Here is a 20,312-nt window from a genome sequence, read left to right on the forward strand (position 1 = left end):
CAAGCGGGAGAAGACTTACAGCACTTCGAACAGCCCGGCAGCGCCCTGGCCGCCGCCGATGCACATCGTCACGACCACGTACTTCACGCCACGGCGCTTGCCTTCGATCAGCGCATGGCCGACCAGGCGGGCGCCGGAGACGCCGTACGGGTGGCCCACGGCGATGGCGCCGCCGTTCACGTTCAGGCGGTCCATCGGAATGCCGAGGGTGTCGGCGCAGTAGAGCACCTGCACCGCGAAGGCCTCGTTCAGCTCCCACAGGCCGATGTCGTCCACCTTCAAGCCGGCCTTCTTCAGCAGCTTGGGCACCGCGAACACCGGGCCGATGCCCATTTCGTCAGGCTCGCAGCCGGCCACGGCAAAGCCGCGGAACACGCCCAGCGGCTGCAGGCCGCGGGCGGCCGCCACGCTCGCGTTCATCACCACCACTGCCGAGGCGCCGTCGGAGAACTGCGAGGCATTGCCGGCCGTGACCACGCCGCCGGGCATGGCGGTGCGGATCTTCGACACGCCTTCCAGCGTGGTGTCGGCGCGGATGCCCTCGTCGGCGTCGATCGTCACTTCCTTGGTCATCAGCTGGCCGGTAGCCTTGTCGGCCACGCCTGCGAGGACCGTCATCGGCACGATCTCGTCCTTGAACTTGCCGGCTTCCAGCGCGGCGGCGGCACGTTGCTGGCTGCGCACGCCGTATTCGTCCTGGCGCTCCTTCGAGATGTTGTAGCGCTTGGCCACGTTCTCGGCGGTCTGGAGCATGCTCCAGTAGATTTCCGGCTTGTTCTTGTTGAGCCAGCTTTCCTGGATCATGTGGCGGTTCATCTCCTGCTGTACGCACGAGATGGACTCCACGCCGCCGGCCACGAAGATGTCGCCTTCATCGGCAATCACGCGCTGTGCGGCCATGGCGATGGTTTGCAGGCCGGACGAGCAGAAGCGGTTCACGGTGGCGCCGGGCACGGTCACCGGGCAGCCGGCGCGCAGAGCGATCTGGCGCGCGATGTTGGCACCGGTGGCGCCTTCCGGGTTGGCACAGCCCATCAGCACGTCTTCCACTTCACCCGCCTCGATCTTGGCGCGCGCGATGGCGTGCTGGACCGCGTGACCGCCCAGGGTCGCGCCGTGGGTCATGTTGAATGCGCCCTTCCAGCTCTTGGCCAGCCCGGTGCGGGCCGTGGATACGATGACTGCCTCGTTCATGTCTTGCTCCTCGGTATCTTGGTGTCTCTTGCGAGTTATTCAGTGTGTTCAGCGTGGGGCGGCGGGATGGCCTTCCAGGACCTGGGCCGACGTCGCCCGGACCACGCCGGCGGCGGTCATGTCCGCCCAGGCCTGTTCCAGCGAGCCGTTCAGGTCGATGGCGCGGCAGGCGTCCTCGATCACCACGACCTCGAAGCCGGCGGCGCGCGCATCGAGCGCGCTCCAGGCCACGCAGTAGTCCGTGGCCAGCCCGGCGCAGAAGACGCGGGTGACGCCATGCTCCCGCAGGTAGCCGGCCAGCCCGGTGCGGGTGGTGCGGTCGGCCTCCAGGAACGCGGAATAGCTGTCCACGTCCGCATGATGGCCCTTGCGCAGCACCAGCCTTGCGTGCGGGATACACAGGTCCGCATGCAGCGCGGCGCCCGGGGTCTCCTGCACGCAATGGTCCGGCCAGAGCACCTGCTCGCCATAGGCCAGCGTGGTGGTCTGGAACGGCGCGCGGCCGGCGTGGCTGGTGGCGAACGACGCATGCCCGGCGGGATGCCAGTCCTGCGTCATCACCACATGGCCGAACGCCCGCGCCAGCCGGTTGATGACGGGCACCACTTCATCGCCACGGGGCACGGCCAGCGCGCCATCGGGCATGAAGTCGTTCTGCACGTCGATCACCAGCAGGCAGTCCTGCGCGCCGTAGGTCATGGTCGAATCCGCTTCCTCACGCTATCTACTATCTATATCGGTGGCGGGTCAGCCGTTGAAGCCCTTGCCCTCGTCGGCCAGCTTCGTCAGCAGTGCGGCCGGCTTCCAGGCTTCGCCGTGATAACCCTTGGCGTAGCGCTGCATGGCCTGGACCACGTTGAACAGGCCAACCTGGTCCGCGTACAGCATCGGGCCGCCGCGGAACAGCGGGAAGCCGTAGCCAGTCAGGTAGACCATGTCGATGTCGGACGCCTTCGAGGCAATGCCTTCGTCCAGGATCTTGGCGCCCTCGTTGACCAGCGCGAACACCAGGCGCTCCACGATCTCCTCGTCGGAAATCTTGCGGCGCGTGAGTCCGAGCGCCTTCGAGTGCTCGACGATCATGTCGTTGACCTGCTGGTTCGGGTACGGCTTGCGGTCGCCCGGCTTGTAGTCGTACCAGCCGGCGCCGGTCTTCTGGCCGAAGCGGCCCAGCTCGCAGAGCTTGTCGGCGGTCTTCGAGTACTGGATGTCCGGCTTGTCCACGGCGCGACGCTTGCGGATGGCCCAGCCGATGTCGTTGCCGGCCAGGTCGCCCATGCGGAACGGGCCCATGGCGAAACCGAACTTCTCGATGGCCTTGTCCACCTGCTCGGGCAGCGCGCCTTCGTCCAGCAGATAGCCAGCCTGGCGGCTGTACTGCTCGATCATGCGGTTGCCGATGAAGCCGTCGCAGACGCCGGACACCACGGCCGTCTTCTTGATCTTCTTGGCGATCTGCATCACCGTGGCCAGCACGTCCTTGCCGGTTTCCGCGCCACGCACTACTTCCAGCAGCTTCATGACGTTGGCCGGGCTGAAGAAGTGCATGCCGACTACGTCCTGCGGACGCTTGGTGAACGAGGCGATCTTGTTCACATCGAGCGTGGAGGTGTTGGAGGCCAGGATCGCGCCGGGCTTCATCACTTCGTCCAGCTTCTTGAACACGATTTCCTTGACGCCCATTTCCTCGAACACGGCCTCGATGACCATGTCGGCGTCCTTGATGTCGTCATAGGACAGCGTGGTGTTCAGCAGGCCCATGCGCTGCTCGACCTTCTCCTGCGTGAGCTTGCCCTTCTTGGCGCTGTTCTCGTAGTTCTTGCGGATCGTGGTCACGCCACGGTCCAGCGCTTCCTGCTTGGTTTCCAGCATGGTCACCGGAATGCCTGCGTTCAGGAAGTTCATGGTGATGCCGCCGCCCATGGTGCCGGCGCCGATCACGGCCACGCGCTCGACCTTGCGCACCGGCGTGTCGCTGGACACATCGGGAATCTTGCTGGCGGCGCGCTCGCCGAAGAAGGCATGGCGCAGCGCGCGCGATTCCGGCGTGCCGACCAGGTACATGAAGCCTTCGCGCTCGGCCTTCAGGCCCTGCTCGAACGGCTTGAGCGAGGCGGCCACGGCCTCCACGCACTTCAGCGGCGCCGGGAAGTTCTTGGCTACGGCGGCCACGGTGGTCTTGGCGAAGGCCAGGAAGCCCTCGGCGTTCTCGTGGCGCACCTTCAGGTCGCGCACCTTCGGGTACGGGCCGGGGGCCGCGCCAACGTTCTGGGCGAACTTGATGGCGGCGGGCAGCACGTCACCGTCGACGATTTCATCGAACAGCTTCGAACCCGCAAACTTCTCGGACGGGATGGCCGTGCCCGAGACGATCATGTTCAGCGCATGCTCCAGGCCGATCACGCGTGGCAGGCGCTGCGTGCCACCGGCGCCGGGCAGCAGGCCCAGCTTCACTTCCGGCAGCGCGATCTGCGCGCCCTTGGCGGCCACGCGGTAGTTACAGCCCAGCGCCAGTTCCAGCCCGCCGCCCATGGCGACCGAGTGGATCGCGGCCACAACCGGCTTGGCGGAGGCTTCCACGGCGCGGATCACCGAATGCAGCGTCGGCTCCTGCGTGGCCTTCGGCGTGTTGAATTCGCGGATGTCGGCGCCGCCCGAGAAAGCCTTGCCGGCGCCGGTGATGACGACGGCCTTGACGGCCGCATCGTCCAGCGCACGGGTCAAGCCTTCGACGATGCCCAGCCGGGTGCTGTGACCCAGGCCGTTGACGGGGGGATTGTCGAGCGTGATGACGGCAACGCCGTCCTGAACCTGATACTGCGCTGTCATGCTGGTTCCTTTGGTCTTTGGTTGTCTCGGGATTCGAATTCTCGAATTTTTGTTACGGCCGGGGCCTTGCGCGGCGGTGTCGTGAAATGTCTCCTCACCCCGCAATCCCTTGCTCCACGGGCTGTCGGGCCCGAAAGCGGATCAAGCATACACAAAATAGCACGGTCGTTCAATTTCAATTTTCTGCGATGGATTCCCTGTCATGCGCGGGCTTCATGGCCGCTCCATCCGGCGTTCATGGTGAGCCTCGAAGCGGGCCGAAACCCTCAGGGGGAACCCGTAGGGAATCGGCCCGCTTGATGCCCGTCATGGCGGCGGAGGCACTTTTCAACCACCCTGCGGCCCGGGTTCGACTTTATTTGACGCCGCCCTCCAATCCACTAAAAAGGACAGGTTAGACTCGCGCCTTTTCGTTTTTATGGGTATGGCGTCCCCGCGCGCCCCGGCCGGCTTACGAGGCCGCCGGTATTCCCTGACGTTGCAGCGACCCTGTGTCTACCTGATGTCTTCCACTCACTCGCATCCCCATCCGCATCAACATCCCGTCGTCGAGCACGACGACCTGCGCCGCCAGCTCAAGGCACGCCACCTGACCATGATCGCCCTCGGCGGGGCCATCGGCACGGGGCTGTTCGTGGCCTCCGGCGCCTCGATCGCCCAGTCCGGCCCCGGCGGCGCCCTGCTCGCCTACTGCCTGATCGGCCTGATGGTCTATTGCCTGATGACCAGCCTCGGCGAACTGGCCGTGCACATGCCCGTGGCCGGCTCGTTTGTCACCTATAGCGCGGTCTATGTCGAGGAAGGCTTCGGCTTCGCGCTGGGCTGGAACTACTGGTTCAGCCTGGCCGTGACGATTGCGGTGGAACTGACCGCCGCCCAGCTCGTCATGCAGTACTGGTTCCCGGACGTGCCGGGCGTGGCCTGGAGCGCCAGCTTCCTGGCACTGATGTTCGCGCTCAACGCGTTCTCGGTGCGCGGCTTCGGCGAGGCCGAATACTGGTTCGCGCTGATCAAGGTGGTCACGGTGGTGGTGTTTCTCGGTGTGGGCGTGCTGATGATTGTCGGCATCATGCACGGCGGGCCGCAGTCGGGCTGGCACAACTTCACCATGGGCGAGGCGCCGTTCGTCGGCGGGCTGCCGGGGATGTTCGCGGTGGCGATGATCGCCGGGTTCTCGTTCCAGGGCACCGAGACCGTGGGCGTGGCCGCCGGCGAAGCCACCGACCCGGCCCGCACGCTGCCGCGCGCCATCCGGCAGACGTTCTGGCGCATCCTGCTGTTCTATGTGCTGGCGATCCTGATCATCGGCGTGCTGATTCCCTACACCGACCCGAGCCTGCTGCGCAACGACGTGACCGACGTGGGCGTGAGCCCGTTCGCGCTGGTCTTCCGCCACGCCGGGCTGGCCTTCGCGGCGGGGCTGATGAACGCGGTGGTGCTGACGGCGCTGCTGTCGGCGGGCACCTCGAGCATGTATGTCTCCACCCGCATCCTGTACGGCCTGGCCGTCAGCGGCCGCGCCCCGCGCATGTTCGCCCGGCTGACGCCGAGCGGCGTGCCGTTCAACGCGCTGCTGATCACCACCGGCATCGGCGCGCTGTGCTTCTTCAGTTCACTGTTTGGCGACAAGGCGGTGTACCTGTGGCTGCTCAATACCTCGGCCATGACCGGCTTCTTCGCCTGGCTCGGCATCGCCCTGAGCCACTACCGCTTCCGGCGCGGGCTGGTCTACCAGGGCTACAGCGTGAGCGACCTCGCATACCGGTCCCCCCTCTACCCCTTCGGCCCGATCTTCGCCGGCGTGCTGTGTGTGGTCATCGTGGCCGGCCAGAACTACCAGGCATTCGCCGATATTGCCAACCGCTGGCCAGAGATCCTGGCGACCTATATCGGCGTGCCGATGTTCCTGGCCCTGTGGATCGGCTACCGGATCGTCAAAAAGACCCGGCTGATCGACTATGAGGACATGCCGTTCGACCTGCCGAAGGCAACGAAGCGGTAAGGGTGTTGAGGTTTGAGACAGTATGCGGGCAATTGATCCCGCGCAAGGCGGGCAGCGGTCGGATAGGTAGGCTGGGCGTTCACCTTTGAGTGGAGGCCCATATGGACGCCAGAGACATCGCCAGGGAAGTCGACGCGAGCCAGGATCTGGCAACCGAGCTCCGCGAACTGGCGGGCCGCCGCTTGGGGATTGCCGCCGCCGCTGGCAACGATACTGAATCGATCGTTCGCATGCTCGGACTTGCCGAGACCATACGTCGCATGGAGTCCCGTCGAGCGACGTTGCACTTCAACGGCACACGTCTCATTTGGGTTGAGAATGGCGCGCACCAGTCGTGGCATGCTGTCTCGGGCGCGCCCGGACATACAGACAAGGAACATCAGGCAACCCGGCATCTGGGGCCCATTCCCGAAGGCCACTACAGTGCAAGGCAAGACCGCCTGCAGCGGTGGGAAAACTACTCCTGGTCCGATCGACGACGGTGCATCATCCGCGCCTTCGGCATCGTGAAGGGAAGTGGAACCTGGCCGGGCTGCGTCATGTCCTGGGGCAAGCGCCGGGTATGGCTGGACCCACTCCCGGGCACCCGGACACATGGACGCAGCGATTTCTCGATCCATGGTGGCTGGGTCGCCGGCTCGGCAGGCTGTATAGACCTGACCTCCGACATGCCTTCATTCGTTGATGCATTTCTAAAGTATGGAAAGGACATGGATGTCGTGGTTCGCTATTGAACGTGGTTGTCGCATCCTCTGGTCCGTGCTGCTGGTCGTTCTTTTCCTAAGCGTGTGCGCGGACCTCGCGACGGTCGCCGGCATTCCGCACCCTGCTGACGACAACGGCCCGCCCCTCTGGCGGATCCAGGGATTCCCCAACCTTCGCGCATACTTCGAATCGAGCGGGGAACAGATCTTCCTGCTTCTGTTCGCATTGGCTGGGCTGTGGGTCCGGCAACGCCGCCGCTGGCTAAACTGGGCATGGTCGATGCCACTGCTGTTCGGCATCGTCCTGCACGCCTATATCTATCCCTGACATGCCCTGGTCCAATATCGAACGCGGGTTGCGGATGGTCTGGTCGGGGATGTTGATGTGCCACCTCCTGGCCCTTGCGCTCCAATGCCTGTTGGCGGCAGCCAATGTCCTCGAAGGCCCGCAGGCCACCTATCCCGTGTATGGGCCGATCTGGGAGTCGGAGGGGTTTCAGGACCCGCTCGCCCATCTTTACCGTCAGGGACTGACTGCCTGCTACTGGCTGTTCGCCCTCGCTGGGCTCTGGATCCGCCAGCGGTCAATATGGCTGAACTGGGCATGGTCGCTGCCCTGGCTCGTAACGACGCTGATCGGACTGTTCACCGGAGGTTGGCCGGTATAGTGCCCCTCGATCACTGATCACTGGATTGGTGATCGAGAGACGTCCACACCGGCGCGCCCCCGCCCTTTCGTTGACTTACGACGCCAGGTTCGGCGGCAGCTTGCCGCCGTTCGCGGCCAGCTCCGTCATGACCTTCTTGTGCAGCCAGATGTTCATGGCGGCGGAGTCGTTCATGTCACCGGTGTAGTTCAGCTCCTTCGCCAGTTCCTTGCGGTGTTCCAGGCTGCTGTCGATGCCGAGCGCCTTCATGGTGTCGACAATCGACGTCCGCCAGTTCAGTTGTCGCCCCGACTCGGTGACGGCCTTGTCCATGACCGCTTCCACATCGACGGCCGACAGCGGCTTTGCAGCGCCACCCGGGGTACCCGCACCGGCCGGCGCCGCGCCGGGCGTGGCCGGACTGGGGCTGGCCGCCGGCGCAGTGGTGCCCGTGCCGGGGGCCGCGCTTGCCGTGCCCGCCTGTGGCTGGGCCGGCTGGGACCGGTGCAGCAGCTTGTTCAGAATGTCCTTGAAGATGCTCATGGCGCCTCCTGCGCAACGTTCGTTGTAGCGAACCCGTCCCGCAAGTTCCGTTCCCATCGTCGCACCACGCCACGCACGGCGCTTGAGCCGCCAACTGCCGCCATCGTTACAACGCGCGAGCGGAACGGTCGGGCGATTCTGCAACGCCACCCCATCCCTCGCCACGCCCGGCGGCGTCCCGCACTGGCACGCATCGTGCGCCCCGGTTCCTTATTGATCGACGAACGATCGACGAACTCCAAGGAACCGACGATGAAGAACCCCTGGCTGAAGAAAAACCCCATGCTGAGCATGTGGCTGAGCGGCGCCAACGCCGTAGCGGGCGCCGCCCGAGGCCGCGCGACCGCCGAAGCCAAACGCCAGGCCGCGTTGGCAACGTCCAGCATGATGAAAACCACGACTGATGCCTGGCTGGCCGCCCTCACCCCGGCTGCTCCTACTAAGAAGCGTGCCAAGACAAAGAGCCGCCCGGGCGCGGGGCGGCGGAAGTAACCCTCAAACCTCCAGCCACTCCTTCCGCACCTGTCCATTCGCCTTCAGTTCGGTCGGCGTGCCCTCGAACACGATGTGGCCGTGGCCCATGACGTACACCCGTTGGGAGATATCGAGCGCGATCGCCAGTTTCTGTTCGATCAGCAGCACCGACACGCCGCGCTCCTTCAGCGTCTTCAGGAAATCGCCGACCAGCGCCACGATCATGGGCGCGAGGCCTTCGGTGGGTTCGTCGATCAGGATCAGGTCGGGGTCGCCCATCAGGGTGCGGCACAGCGTCAGCATCTGCTGTTCGCCGCCCGAGAGCACGCCGGCTGACGTGTTCTCGCGCTCCTTCAGCCTTGGGAACATTTGATACATATCGTCCACCGACCAGCGCGGCGATGACTGGCGCGGGTTGCGCTTCTCGCCCAGCAGCAGGTTCTGGCGCACGGTCAGGCTTGGGAAGATGTCGCGGTTCTCCGGCACATAGCCGATGCCCGCATGGGCGATCTCGAACGTGCGGCGGCCCAGGATTTCCTCGTCGCGGAAGCGCACGGACCCCTCGGCCTTGACCATGCCGAGGATCGCCTTGGCCATGGTCGAGCGCCCCACCCCGTTGCGGCCCAGCAGCGCCACGATCTCGCCCTCGTCGATATGGGCGTCCACGCCGTGCAGGATGTGGCTCTTGCCGTAATAGGCGTGCAGCCCGGTAACGTCCAGCATCCGCTTGCCCATCAGTGCGCTCCTTCCGGCACGGGTTCGTCGAGGCTCGTGCCCAGGTAGGCTTCCTTGACCTTGCGGTTGTTGCGGATGGCCTCGGGGGTGTCCGTGGCGATGACCTCGCCGTAGACCAGCACCGAGATCCGGTCCGCCAGGCCGAAGACCACGCTCATGTCGTGCTCCACCATCACCAGCGTCTTGCCGACCGTGACCTTGCGGATCAGTTCGACCGCGTGGTCCGATTCCGACCGGCTCATGCCGGCCGTGGGCTCGTCCAGCAGGATCACCTCGGCGCCGCCCGCGATGGTGATGCCGATCTCCAGCGCGCGCTGCTCGGCATAGGTCAGCAGCCCGGCCTGCGAATTGCGCCGATGCTGCATGCCGATCAGCTCCAGCACCTCGTCTGCCCGCTCGCGGGCGTCGCGCAGTTCGGAGAGCCGGTGCCAGAACGAATACTTGTAGCCGAGCGACCACAGCACCGCGCAGCGCAGGTTCTCGAACACGGACAGCCGGTGGAAGATATTGGTGATCTGGAAGCTGCGCGAGAGCCCCATCCGGTTGATCTCGAACGGCCGCAGCCCGCTGATGGGCTGGCCGTTCAGCCTGACCGTGCCCGAGCTAGGCGCAAACCGCCCCGAGATCAGGTTGAACGTGGTGGACTTGCCCGCCCCGTTCGGCCCGATCATCGCGTGGCGCTCTCCCTTGCCGATGGCCAGCGTCACGCCACGGATGATCTCGGTCTGGCCGAACTTCTTGCGCACATCGATGAGTTCCAGCGCGGGCGTGCCCCCGCCTGCCATGGCCGCCGTCATGCCTGACCTCCGAATTCCGCCTGGATCTTGTCGAGTTCGGCGCGCACGCGGCCCCCCGCCCAGCGCCACGCCACGTAGCCCACGGCCCAGAGCGCCGCCGCGACGATCCACGGGGCCACCGTGCCGGCGTCGAACGCCACGCCGAACAGCCGCATCGCCGTGCCGTTGGCGCTATCCACCTGCACCTTGTAGACCAGCTCCACGGTCAGGATCAGCGCCGCCAGCAGCACCAGGCCGGCCACGGCCGCCTGGCCGTAGCTGGGCAGCATCCGCCCGAAGCGCTTCTTCGCCAGCAGCGGCATCTGCATCAGCAGCAGGCTGGCGATGCCGCCCGGCACGAACATCACCATCATCACGAAGAACAGGCCGAGATAGAGCAGCCAGGCCTTGGTCAGGTCCGACAGCGCCACCGCGAACAGTACGAAGACCACGGCGCCGATCACCGGACCGAAGAACACCCCCGCACCGCCGATGAAGGCCGCCAGCAGCACGCCGCCCGAGCGCACCGCGCTGACGTTCTCGGCGGAGACGATCTCGAAGTTGATCGCCGACAAGGCCCCGGCGATACCCGCGAAAAATGCCGAAAGAATCACTACGAGGAAGCGGACGCGCTGGGTGTTGTAGCCGATGAATTCCACGCGCTCCGGGTTGTCGCGCACGGCGTTGGCGATGCGGCCGAGCGGCGTCTGGGTCCAGGCGTACATCGCCACCATGGACGCCAGGCACCAGAGGGCAATCAGGTAATAGACCTGCCGGCCCGGGCCAAAGGTGATGCCCAGGAAGGGATCGCCGACCACCCGGTTCGTGGAAATGCCGCCCTCGCCGCCGAAGAAGTCCGGGAACATCAGGGAGCTGGCGAACACCATCTCACCGATGCCCATGGTGATCATGGCAAAGGTCGTGCCGGACTTCTTGGTCGTCACGTAGCCGAACAGCACGCCGAAGAACGCGCCGGCCAGCCCGCCCACCAGCGGCAGCATCGACACCGGCAGCCAGACCTTGCCGGCACCGATCATGTTCAGCACATGCACGGCGATGAACGCGCCGAGGCCCGCGTAGACCGCATGGCCGAAGGACAGCATGCCGGTCTGCCCGAGCAGCATGTTGTACGACAGCGCGAAGATAATCATGATGCCCATCTGGGACATCAGCGTCACGGCGAAGCCGCCCGTGAAGATCATCGGCATCACCAGCATCAGCAGCGCCGTGGCGCCCCAGATGATCCAGCGGGCGAGGTTGAGCGGGCGGTAGCGCATGGTGCGGCCGGTGACCACCGCGTTGGGAGTCTGTTGCATGGTCGTGGTCTCCATCGCTCAACTCTCCCGGGTGCCCATGAGCCCGCGCGGGCGGAAAATCAGCATCACCACGAGCAGCAGGTACGGCATCACGGGCGCCACCTGGGCCACCGTGAGCTTCCAGACCGAACTCAGTGCCGTGGCGTCGCTGACGTTGAGCCCCAGGCTGCCGAACAGGCCGGCCAGCGAGGCGTCGATCGTCACCGCGAAGGTTTGCAGCACGCCAATCAGGATCGAGGCGATGAACGCCCCCACCAGCGACCCCATGCCGCCCACCACAGCCACCACGAAGACGATGGAGCCCACCGCCGCCGCCATCGACGGCTCGGTCACGAAGGCATTGCCGCCGATCACCCCCGCCAGCCCCGCCAGCGCGGCGCCGCCGCCGAAGACCATCATGAACACGCGCGGCACGTTGTGGCCGAGGGCCTCGACCATTTCCGGGTGCGTCAGCGCGGCCTGGATCACCAGCCCGATGCGGGTGCGGGTCAGCACGAGGTAGATCGCCACCAGCATGCCGAGCGAGACCAGCATCATGAACGCCCGGTAGGTGGGGAAGGACGAGGTGAACACCGTGAACAGCGGCCCGTCCAGTTCCGGCGGAATCCGGTACGGCACCGCGGCCAGTCCCCAGACCAGCTTCACGCCTTCCTCGATCAGGTAGGCCAGGCCGAAGGTGAATAGCAATTCGGCGACGTGACCGAACTTGTGCACGGTGCGCAGCCCGAAGCGCTCGACCAGCGCGCCGGCTCCGGCCACCAGCAGCGGGGCCAGGATCAGCGCCGGCCAGAAGCCGATCTTGCTGGCGATGGTGTAGGCAAAGTAGGCGCCCAGCATATAGAAGCTGGCATGCGCGAAATTGAGCACGCCCATCATGCTGAAGATGAGCGTGAGCCCCGATGACAGCATGAACAGCAGCAGCCCGTAGCTGATGCCGTTCAATAGCGAAATGACGAAAAATTCCACGGCGGGTCCTTCGGTGGACGTGTGGCGCCCAGGGCAAAAGCGTGATTGTCCGCCGATCCGGGGCAGACGGAAACCCGTCCGGCCCCGGATCGCTCAGATGCCGGTCGCGCGCCGGATCAGCCCGGGCGCTTCATCTGGCAGGACGTGGGCTGGGCGGCCACGAACTGGTCGAGCTCCGCGTTCGTCTTCCAGCCGTAGCCGGTGTTCTCGGCGTCGTACTTGACTTCCTTGCCGTCCACCTTGGTCCACGTGGCCACCACGAGCGACTGCTGCGCCTGGTGGTCGGTGTTACGCATTTCCACGGTGCCGTTCATGCTCTCCACCTTGAGCCCCTCCAGCGCGTGGGCCACCTTCACCGGATCGGTGGAGTTGGCCTTCTTCATGGCCTGGCTCAGCATGGCGATGCCCGTGTACGACGCCATCACGTAGAAATCGTCGTTGTACTTCTTCTTGAAGCCCTCGATGATGTCCGAGCCCTTGAACCCCTTGTTGTTCGGGTTGTAGTAGCCCACGTACTTGACCCGCTCGGCGCCGGCAGCGCCCATGGCCGTTGCCACGCCCGTGGTGCCGGCATAGTAGGTGTAGTAGTTCGTGGTCAGCCCGGCGTCCTTGCCGGCCTTGATCAGCAGGGCCAGGTCGCTGCCCCAGTTGCCGGTGATGACCGTGTCGGCGCCCGACGCCTTGATCTTGGCCGCATACGGCGCGAAGTCCTTGACCTGCGCCAGCGGGTGCAGATCCTCGCCCACGATCTGGATGTCCGGACGTTTGCGCTTCAGGTAGTCCTTGGCGGCGCGCGTCACCTGGTGGCCGAACGAGTAGTTCTGGTTGATCAGGTAGACCTTCTTGACGTTCTGGTCCTTGGCCAGGAAGGTGGTCAGCGCCTCCATCTTCATGTCCGAGTTGGCGTCCAGCCGGAAGTGCCAGTAGTTGCACTTGCTGTTGGTCATGTCCGGGTCAACCGCCGCGTAGTTCAGGTAGACGATTTCCTTGCCCGGATTGCGCTCGTTGTGCTTGGCCACCGCGTCTTCGAGCGCCAGCCCCACCGAGGAGCCGTTGCCCTGCACGATATAGCGGATGTTCTGGTCCACGGCCTGCTTGAGGATGGTCAGGCTTTCCTGCGGCGACAGCTTGTTGTCAAACCCCACCACCTCGAACTTGTGCGCGCCGGCCCAGTTCTTCTGGTTGGCCACCTCGGCCACGTATTGCCAGCTCTTGAGCTGGTTCTGTCCCACCGGGGCCATCAGCCCCGACAGCGGATCGATGAAGGCAATCTTCACCGTCTCCGCCCCCGCCATGCCCGACACCAGCGTGGAACCCAGTGCCGCAAATACCGCCACACCAGCCACCAGCGGACGCATCTTCGTCATACCTGTCTCCTTCACTCTCGTTATCGAATGGCGATTGGCACCGCCGCGGGCGGGGTTGCCGCCTGCCTGTTGCTGCCTGTTATGGATGGGAATTGCACCCGGCCCCGGTCTACGCCGGTTGACTCAGGCGGTTGGCAGCTTGTAATCCTTGAACTGCTCGCGCAGCTTGAGCTTCTGCATCTTGCCGGTGGCCGTCAGCGGCATCTCGGTGACGAACGCCACGTCGTCCGGGATCCACCACTTGGCGACCTTGCCCTCGAAGAAGGCCAGCAGCGCTTCGCGCGTGATGTCCATGCCGGGCCGCCTGACCACCACCAGCAGCGGGCGCTCGTCCCACTTGGGGTGATAGGCGGAGATGCACGCGGCCATATGCACCGCCGGGTGGGCGGCAGCCACGTTCTCGACGTCGATGGACGAAATCCACTCGCCGCCGGACTTGATCACGTCCTTGCTGCGGTCCGTGATCTGCATGTAGCCCTCTTCGTCGATGGTCGCCACGTCCCCGGTGGGGAACCAGCCATCGACCAGCGGCGTGTTGTCGTTGCGGAAGTAGGTGGAAATCACCCACGGGCCGCGCACATACAGGTCGCCGAAGGCCTTGCCGTCCCACGGCAGCTCGGCGCCTTCGCCATCGACGATCTTCATGTCGACGCCATAGATCACCCGGCCCTGCTTCTCCAGGATCTTGTGGCGCGCGTCCTCGGGGAGGTCCTCATGGCGGGCCAGCAGCTTGCACGAGGTGCCCAGCGGCGACATCTCGGTCATGCCCCAGGCGTGGATCACCTCCACGTCCAGCGCCTCGAGCGCGCGGATCATGGCCGGCGGCGCCGCCGAACCGCCGATCACGGTGCGACGGAACGTCGAGAATTTCAGATTGTTCGCATTGACATGCTGGAGCAAACCGAGCCAGACCGTCGGCACGCCAGCGGAAAAGGTCACCTTTTCCTGTTCGAACAGTTCGTAGAGCGAGGGGCCGTCCAGCTTGGCCCCCGGCAGCACCAGCTTGGCGCCGACCAGCGGCACCGAGTACGGCAGGCCCCAGGCGTTGACGTGGAACATCGGCACGACGGGCAGGATCACGTCCCGCGCGGAGCAGCCGAGCGCATCGGGCAGCGCGGACGCATACGAGTGCAGCACCGTGGACCGGTGCGAATACAGCGCGCCCTTCGGATTGCCGGTGGTGCCCGAGGTGTAGCAGAGGCTGGAGGCCAGGTTTTCGTCGAATTCCGGCCAGGTGTAGTCGCCATCCTGCGCGTCGATCAGGTCCTCGTAGCAGAGCAGCGGCACCTTGGCGTCGGCCGGCATGTGGGCGCGGTCGGTCATCATCACCCAGCCCTTCACGTTCGGGCAGTGCGGCGCCACGCCTTCCACCAACGGCAGGAAGGTGGCGTCGAAGAACACGTAGCGGTCTTCGGCGTGATTGACGATATAGGCGATCTGTTCCGGGAACAGCCGGGGATTGATGGTGTGGCAGACGGCGCCCATGCCGGAGACGCCGTAGTAGATCTCCAGGTGGCGATAGCCGTTCCACGCCAGCGTGCCGACCCGCTCGCCCTGCTGCACGCCGAGCGCGCCAAGGGCCTGGGCCACCTTGCGGGCCCGCAGTTCGCAATCGCGGTAGGTGTAGCGGTGGAGGTCGCCCTCGGTCCGCCGCGAGACGATTTCTGTGCTGGCGTAATACCGCGCAGCGTGCTTGATGATGGAAGAAATGAGCAGCGGCGCGCTCATCATTTGACCCATCAATGCCATGGAATGTCTCCAGTCTTGTCGTGGTCGGCAGAGAAAAACGAACAACCGTGCTTATTTTTGGCGGAATGTTCCCGTGCTCCTCGCCGCATGCGCGTCCACGTCATGCACGAGATTGATGTCCGCTATCGATAAGGCATGGCGCCCCGGTGGACACCCCCTCGGCCGACAGGGGAAAACCGGTGCAAGTACAATACTGCGTGCCCTGATGCGTCTCAATATGTCGTTTTCCCCTAGCCTGCAAGCGCACTTCGGCACCCCCTATTCACCTCCGCAGATCGCAAAGCAGGACGTCGATGCCCCCTGAGTCCCCCGTACCGTTCCGCACCGCGCCCGGCTTTGCCGCGCTGGGCGAGCGCTTCTTCACGCGCCTGCAGCCCACGCCGCTGCCCTCGCCCTACCTGGTCAGCGTGGCCCCGGCTGCCGCCGCGCTGCTGGGCTGGAACCCGCAGACGATCGGCGCCGAAGCCAGCCAGCCGGACTTCCTCGACACCTTTATCGGCAACTGCGTGCCTGACTGGGCCGACCCGCTGGCCACGGTCTACTCGGGCCACCAGTTCGGCGTCTGGGCCGGGCAACTGGGCGATGGCCGTGCCATCCGCCTCGCCGAGGCCGAGCGCGACGACGGCCCGTGGGAAATCCAGCTCAAGGGGGGCGGCCTGACGCCCTACTCGCGCATGGCCGATGGCCGCGCGGTGCTGCGCTCGTCGATCCGCGAATACCTGTGCTCCGAGGCCATGTACGCGCTGGGCGTGCCGACGACGCGGGCGCTGGCCATCGTCGGCTCGGACGCTCCGGTGCGCCGCGAGACCATCGAGACCGCCGCCGTGGTCACGCGCCTGGCGCCGAGCTTTATCCGCTTCGGCCATTTCGAACACTTCGCCGCGCGCGAGGACCATGCCGCGCTGCGCGAGCTGGCCGATTTCGTCATCGACCGCTTCTACCCCGCCTGCCGCGACGCCGGCGGCAACCCCTACCAGGCGCTGCTGCGCGAGGTCTCGCTGCGCACTGCGGACATGGTGGCGCACTGGCAGGCCGTCGGCTTCTGCCACGGGGTGATGAACACGGACAATATGTCGATCCTGGGCCTGACCATCGACTACGGTCCGTTCGGCTTCCTGGACGCCTTCGACGCCAACCATATTTGCAACCATTCCGACCAGCAGGGCCGCTACGCCTACAGCCAGCAGCCCCAGGTGGCGTTCTGGAACCTGCATTGCCTGGCGCAGGCGCTGCTCCCGCTCTGGCGCGATACCGATGCGGCCGATGCAGCCGATCCCGAGGCCGCCAAGGAAGCAGCGAAGGAAGCTGCAGTGGCCGCCGCGCGCGAGGCGCTCGACCCGTTCCGCGACCGCTACGCCGCCGCCTTCTTCCGCCACTATCGCGCCAAGCTGGGCCTGCGCCCGCTGGGCGGGCAGGAAAACGAGGACGAGGCGCTGCTGACCAACCTGTTCCGGGTACTGCACGCCAACCGCGTGGACTACACCTTGTTCTGGCGCAACCTCGCCCGCATCTCGGGGAAGGATGCGAACGCCGACACCCCGGTGCGCGACCTGTTCCTGGACCGCGCCGCCTGGGACGCCTGGGCGGCCGAATACCGCGCCCGGCTGCAGGCCGAGCAGTCCGACGACGCTACGCGCGCCGCCGGCATGCTCGCCGTGAACCCGAAGTACATCCTGCGCAACCACCTCGCAGAAACCGCGATCCGCGCCGCGCGCGACAAGGATTTCTCCGAGGTAGACCGGCTGCTGGCCGTGCTGTCCCGGCCATTCGACGAGCAACCCGAGTCGGAAGCCTATGCCGCCCTGCCGCCGGACTGGGCGTCCGGGCTCGAAGTCAGTTGCTCGTCGTGACATCGACATAACGTGAATTTCTGAATCTGTAAGGATTGCGGCGCGAGTCCGACCAAGCAAGACTGGGGCCCCGCGCCACCGCCTAATGAGAAGGACGCAAGATGACCACCAAGAAAACCGACGCCGAATGGCGTGAGCAACTTTCCGACATCGAGTACCGCGTCGCGCGCGAAGCCGCCACCGAGCGCCCGTTCACGGGCCGCTACTGGGACCACTGGAACCAGGGCATCTACCACTGCGTGGGGTGCGGCACGCCGCTGTTCGAATCGGCCACGAAGTTCGACGCCGGCTGCGGCTGGCCCAGCTATTTCAAGCCAATCAACGGCGAGGTAATCGACGAGCACACGGACCACACCCACGGCATGACCCGCGTGGAAGTGCGCTGCAAGGAATGCGGCAGCCACCTGGGCCACGTGTTCGAGGACGGCCCGGCCCCCACCGGCCTGCGCTATTGCATCAACTCGGCTGCGCTAAAATTCGACGATCGGGATCCTTCCGATCGCGGGTGATTCATCGAGTGATGTAATCGTTGCTTCGGATGCCCGCCGCGCGCCATTCCCCAAGTACAATGGCGCGGCCGCGGGCCTCTGCGCTCGGCAAGCCCGCCAATCAACAATCGTCCGCATGAAATTTCTTTTCGACCTGTTTCCGGTCATCCTGTTCTTCATCGCCTTCAAGCTGTTCGGCATCTATCCGGCCACGGCCGTCGCGATGATTGCCACGGTGCTCCAGATTGCCTGGGTGCGCATCCGCCATGGCAAGGTGGAGCCGATGCAATGGGTCAGCCTGCTGATCATTGGCGTGTTTGGCGGTGCAACGATCCTGTTGCACAACGAGACCTTCATCAAGTGGAAGCCGACGGTGCTCTACTGGCTGTTCGCGGTGACGCTGGTGGGCTCTGTCATCGGCTGGCGCAAGAACCTGGTGCGGGCCATGATGGAAAAGCAGGTCACCCTGCCGGACGCGATGTGGGGCCGCCTGAATGCCGCCTGGGCGGGCTTCTTCGCCGCCATGGGCCTGCTGAACCTCTACGTGGCATACACGTTCTCCACGGATACCTGGGTCAACTTCAAGCTGTTCGGCAGCATGGGGCTGATGCTGGTGTTCATCGTGCTGCAGAGCATCTGGATGTCGCGCCATATCCAGGAAACCCCGTCCGAGTAAGCCGGACGCCACGCTACAAGGAACCCGGATGGCTGCAGACCCCGCCACCATCGAGACGCTGCTGCGTGCGGCCCTCGACCCCTCCCGCCTGACCGTGCGCGACGACAGCGCGGCCCATGCCGGCCATGCCGGCGCGGCCTCGGGCGGAGGCCATTACGATGTGCTGATCGTCAGCGAGTTGTTTGCGGGCCACTCGCGGGTTGCCCGCCATCGCATGGTGTATGATGCGCTGCGCGCCCTGTTCCCGGCGCAGATTCATGCGCTGGCCGTCAGCGCCTACACCGACCAAGAATATCAATCCCGCGAAGCTTCACGCGACGCTACCCGCAACTCTCAGACCTGATTCCATGAAGACCACCGTCCTCTCGTTCAGCCTGGCGGCTGTGCTTGCTGCTGGCAGCCTGCCCGCAATCGCCCAGAACGCCGCCGTTGTGAATGGCAAGCCCATCCCCTCGGCCAAGCTGGACAAGCTGATCGCCGGCACCGGCCAGCCCGCCAGCCCCGAGCTGCGCGACCGGGCCCGCACCATGCTGATCGACCGGGAACTGCTGCTGCAGGAAGCCAACAAGCGCGGCATCACCCAGCGCGACGACGTGCAGGAGCAACTCGAGCAGGCCAAGCTCAACGTGCTGGCCGGCGCGGTGTTCGAGGACTACGTGCGCACCAACGGCGCCAACGACGACGAACTGCGCAAGCAGTACGACAAGATCAAGGCGCAGTTCGGCAACGGCAAGGAATACCACGCCCGCCACATCCTGGTGGAGAAGGAAGCCGACGCCAAGGCGATCATCGCCAAGATCAAGGGCGGCGCCAAGTTCGAGGACGTGGCCAAGGCTTCGTCGAAGGACACCGGCTCGGCTGTCAACGGCGGCGACCTGGACTGGGCCAACAGCACCAGCTACGTGCCCGAGTTCTCGGCCGCGATGACCGGCCTGAAGAAGGGCCAGATGACCGAAACGCCGGTCAAGACCCAGTTTGGCTGGCACATCATCGAACTGGTGGACACGCGCGACGCCAAGATCCCGTCGTTCGAGGAAGTGAAGCCGCAGCTGCAACAGATGCTGATGGGCGACCAGGCCTGGCAGCGCGAGCAGTTCCAGGCGATGATGAAGTCGATCAAGGAAAAGGCCAAGATCCAGTAAGGATCCCGGCGTTTCCCGATACCGAAACCGGCGCCCAGGCGCCGGTTTTTGTTTTCCGGGCGCGCTGGCGCACACTTTGGCGAGATTTCGACATTCCCCCGGCACAGTGCGCTCGGTAAGATGTTTCCCACGGGCCGCCGGGCTGTTCCGGACCGGCATCCGGCATCCTGGGAGCGCATCGCAAGCATGGGCGTGACAAGCGGCTACTGGCACCTGTGGCACCTCTACTCGCGCGGCATCGTCTATTGCGCGCTGGGCATGCCCCATATCGATTGCACGGGCATGCGCTGGCGCCATCTCCACCCCCACCTGCCCGAGCGCGACCGCTACGCACAGACCAAGCTGCTCCAGGCCACGATCGCCTATATGGAGATGCACGGCGAGCTGCCCGTGCCGCCCGACGCCGACCGCATGCGCCTGCTGTACTCGCGCTACCTGCCCTGGAGCGCCCGGCTCCAGGCAGACACGGCGCCCATCGACCCCACCTTGAACCCCGCGAGGGCCTGACCTCGCTTCCCCCCGACCTCGGCTTCAAGTATCTCTGGCATCACCCCTGACCCGACGATTTCTCGGCCAGGCTGGAACTGGAGCGGCCGGGCTCGGATGCGCGCCACATCATCACTGAAGCCTGCCGCGAGGCGCTGGCCGAGGACCAGAGCGACTGCATCGTCCTGGGCTGCGCGGGCATGACCGACCTGTGCGACGAGATCTCCGACGCGATTGGCGCGCCGGTCATCGACGGCGTGTCCTGCGCCGTCAAGATGGCCGAGGCGCTTGTCTCGCTGCGGCTCTCCACCAGCAAGCGCGGAGACTGGGGGCTTGCGCATGGCAAATGAGCAAAAGAAAAGCCCGCT

At 65.4% G+C, this 20,312-nt stretch carries 21 protein-coding genes and 1 pseudogene; 12 read left to right on the plus strand and 10 right to left on the minus strand.

All coding sequences use genetic code 11. The annotated features are described in order from the left end of the window. Nucleotides 1-15: 15 nt before the first annotated feature. From AC1DFU_RS20065 to AC1DFU_RS20075, 3 genes are read right to left on the minus strand one after another with little or no spacing between them, the layout of a single operon-like run. Entirely contained in the window at nt 16-1,194 is a 1,179-nt protein-coding gene (locus tag AC1DFU_RS20065) for an acetyl-CoA C-acyltransferase (protein WP_092293153.1), read from the minus strand. Between the two features lie 48 nt (nt 1,195-1,242). Further along, nucleotides 1,243-1,893, minus strand: a complete 651-nt coding sequence (pncA, locus tag AC1DFU_RS20070) for a bifunctional nicotinamidase/pyrazinamidase (RefSeq protein ID WP_441591041.1) — start codon at nt 1,891-1,893, stop codon at nt 1,243-1,245. Between the two features lie 48 nt (nt 1,894-1,941). Then, entirely contained in the window at nt 1,942-4,023 is a 2,082-nt protein-coding gene (locus AC1DFU_RS20075) for a 3-hydroxyacyl-CoA dehydrogenase NAD-binding domain-containing protein (protein WP_092293149.1), read from the minus strand. Nucleotides 4,024-4,525: 502 nt separating this feature from the next. On the opposite strand from AC1DFU_RS20075, the gene AC1DFU_RS20080 reads away from it, so the two are divergent. The 4 genes from AC1DFU_RS20080 (at nt 4,526) to AC1DFU_RS20095 (ending at nt 7,397) form a co-directional block, all read left to right on the plus strand. Continuing rightward, nucleotides 4,526-6,025, plus strand: coding sequence for an amino acid permease (locus AC1DFU_RS20080; protein WP_092293146.1), 1,500 nt, complete (start codon nt 4,526-4,528; stop codon nt 6,023-6,025). A gap of 101 nt (nt 6,026-6,126) precedes the next feature. Continuing rightward, complete coding sequence (locus tag AC1DFU_RS20085; protein ID WP_441591042.1) at nt 6,127-6,759, plus strand: hypothetical protein; 633 nt, start codon at nt 6,127-6,129, stop codon at nt 6,757-6,759. Next, a complete protein-coding gene (locus AC1DFU_RS20090; RefSeq protein ID WP_092293142.1) occupies nt 6,740-7,057 on the plus strand; it encodes a hypothetical protein in 318 nt (105 codons plus the stop codon). Before AC1DFU_RS20085 ends, AC1DFU_RS20090 begins: the two co-directional genes overlap by 20 nt. Nucleotide 7,058: 1 nt before the next feature. After that, nucleotides 7,059-7,397, plus strand: coding sequence for a hypothetical protein (locus AC1DFU_RS20095; RefSeq protein WP_092293140.1), 339 nt, complete (start codon nt 7,059-7,061; stop codon nt 7,395-7,397). A gap of 75 nt (nt 7,398-7,472) precedes the next feature. Here AC1DFU_RS20095 and AC1DFU_RS20100 read toward each other — a convergent pair whose 3' ends face one another. Next, a complete protein-coding gene (locus tag AC1DFU_RS20100; protein WP_441591043.1) occupies nt 7,473-7,919 on the minus strand; it encodes a DUF3597 domain-containing protein in 447 nt (148 codons plus the stop codon). A gap of 252 nt (nt 7,920-8,171) precedes the next feature. On the opposite strand from AC1DFU_RS20100, the gene AC1DFU_RS20105 reads away from it, so the two are divergent. Then, the gene (locus AC1DFU_RS20105; protein ID WP_441591044.1) at nt 8,172-8,411 is read left to right on the plus strand and encodes a hypothetical protein; all 240 of its coding nucleotides are present in this window, start codon (nt 8,172-8,174) and stop codon (nt 8,409-8,411) included. 3 nt (nt 8,412-8,414) lie between these two features. On the opposite strand, the gene AC1DFU_RS20110 is transcribed toward AC1DFU_RS20105, so the two are convergent. The 6 genes from AC1DFU_RS20110 to AC1DFU_RS20135 form a co-directional block, all read right to left on the minus strand. Beyond that, entirely contained in the window at nt 8,415-9,128 is a 714-nt protein-coding gene (locus AC1DFU_RS20110; RefSeq protein ID WP_092293134.1) for an ABC transporter ATP-binding protein, read from the minus strand. Continuing rightward, complete coding sequence (locus AC1DFU_RS20115) at nt 9,128-9,925, minus strand: ABC transporter ATP-binding protein (RefSeq protein ID WP_441591045.1); 798 nt, start codon at nt 9,923-9,925, stop codon at nt 9,128-9,130. Before AC1DFU_RS20115 ends, AC1DFU_RS20110 begins: the two co-directional genes overlap by 1 nt. Continuing rightward, nucleotides 9,922-11,235 (minus strand): branched-chain amino acid ABC transporter permease, encoded by a 1,314-nt coding sequence (locus AC1DFU_RS20120; RefSeq protein WP_441591046.1) that lies wholly within the window; start codon nt 11,233-11,235, stop codon nt 9,922-9,924. Before AC1DFU_RS20120 ends, AC1DFU_RS20115 begins: the two co-directional genes overlap by 4 nt. A gap of 3 nt (nt 11,236-11,238) precedes the next feature. Next, nucleotides 11,239-12,186, minus strand: coding sequence for a branched-chain amino acid ABC transporter permease (locus AC1DFU_RS20125; RefSeq protein WP_441591047.1), 948 nt, complete (start codon nt 12,184-12,186; stop codon nt 11,239-11,241). A 116-nt stretch (nt 12,187-12,302) separates the two neighbouring features. Next, nucleotides 12,303-13,553 (minus strand): branched-chain amino acid ABC transporter substrate-binding protein, encoded by a 1,251-nt coding sequence (locus AC1DFU_RS20130; protein WP_441591048.1) that lies wholly within the window; start codon nt 13,551-13,553, stop codon nt 12,303-12,305. 123 nt (nt 13,554-13,676) lie between these two features. Next, nucleotides 13,677-15,302, minus strand: coding sequence for a 3-(methylthio)propionyl-CoA ligase (locus tag AC1DFU_RS20135; RefSeq protein ID WP_092293127.1), 1,626 nt, complete (start codon nt 15,300-15,302; stop codon nt 13,677-13,679). A 293-nt stretch (nt 15,303-15,595) separates the two neighbouring features. Between AC1DFU_RS20135 and AC1DFU_RS20140 the strand changes: the two genes are divergently transcribed. From AC1DFU_RS20140 to AC1DFU_RS20170, 7 genes and pseudogenes are all read left to right on the plus strand, one after another. Beyond that, nucleotides 15,596-17,152: a protein adenylyltransferase SelO gene (locus tag AC1DFU_RS20140; protein WP_441591049.1), complete on the plus strand. Its 1,557-nt coding sequence runs from the start codon at nt 15,596-15,598 to the stop codon at nt 17,150-17,152. Nucleotides 17,153-17,253: 101 nt separating this feature from the next. After that, nucleotides 17,254-17,661, plus strand: coding sequence for a peptide-methionine (R)-S-oxide reductase MsrB (gene msrB / locus AC1DFU_RS20145; RefSeq protein ID WP_092293123.1), 408 nt, complete (start codon nt 17,254-17,256; stop codon nt 17,659-17,661). Between the two features lie 115 nt (nt 17,662-17,776). Beyond that, a complete protein-coding gene (locus AC1DFU_RS20150; protein WP_092293121.1) occupies nt 17,777-18,316 on the plus strand; it encodes a septation protein A in 540 nt (179 codons plus the stop codon). Between the two features lie 28 nt (nt 18,317-18,344). Further along, entirely contained in the window at nt 18,345-18,659 is a 315-nt protein-coding gene (locus AC1DFU_RS20155) for a BolA family protein (RefSeq protein WP_092293119.1), read from the plus strand. Between the two features lie 4 nt (nt 18,660-18,663). After that, nucleotides 18,664-19,458 carry a peptidylprolyl isomerase gene (locus AC1DFU_RS20160; RefSeq protein ID WP_092293117.1) on the plus strand — a complete coding sequence of 265 codons (795 nt, stop codon included), beginning with the start codon at nt 18,664-18,666 and terminating at the stop codon, nt 19,456-19,458. A gap of 186 nt (nt 19,459-19,644) precedes the next feature. Beyond that, a complete protein-coding gene (locus tag AC1DFU_RS20165; RefSeq protein ID WP_092293114.1) occupies nt 19,645-19,965 on the plus strand; it encodes a hypothetical protein in 321 nt (106 codons plus the stop codon). Between the two features lie 71 nt (nt 19,966-20,036). Continuing rightward, nucleotides 20,037-20,294, plus strand: a pseudogene (locus AC1DFU_RS20170) (aspartate/glutamate racemase family protein); the annotation flags it as partial. Nucleotides 20,295-20,312: the final 18 nt, after the last annotated feature.

The sequence above is a fragment of the Cupriavidus sp. 10L45 genome (genome assembly GCF_056395225.1).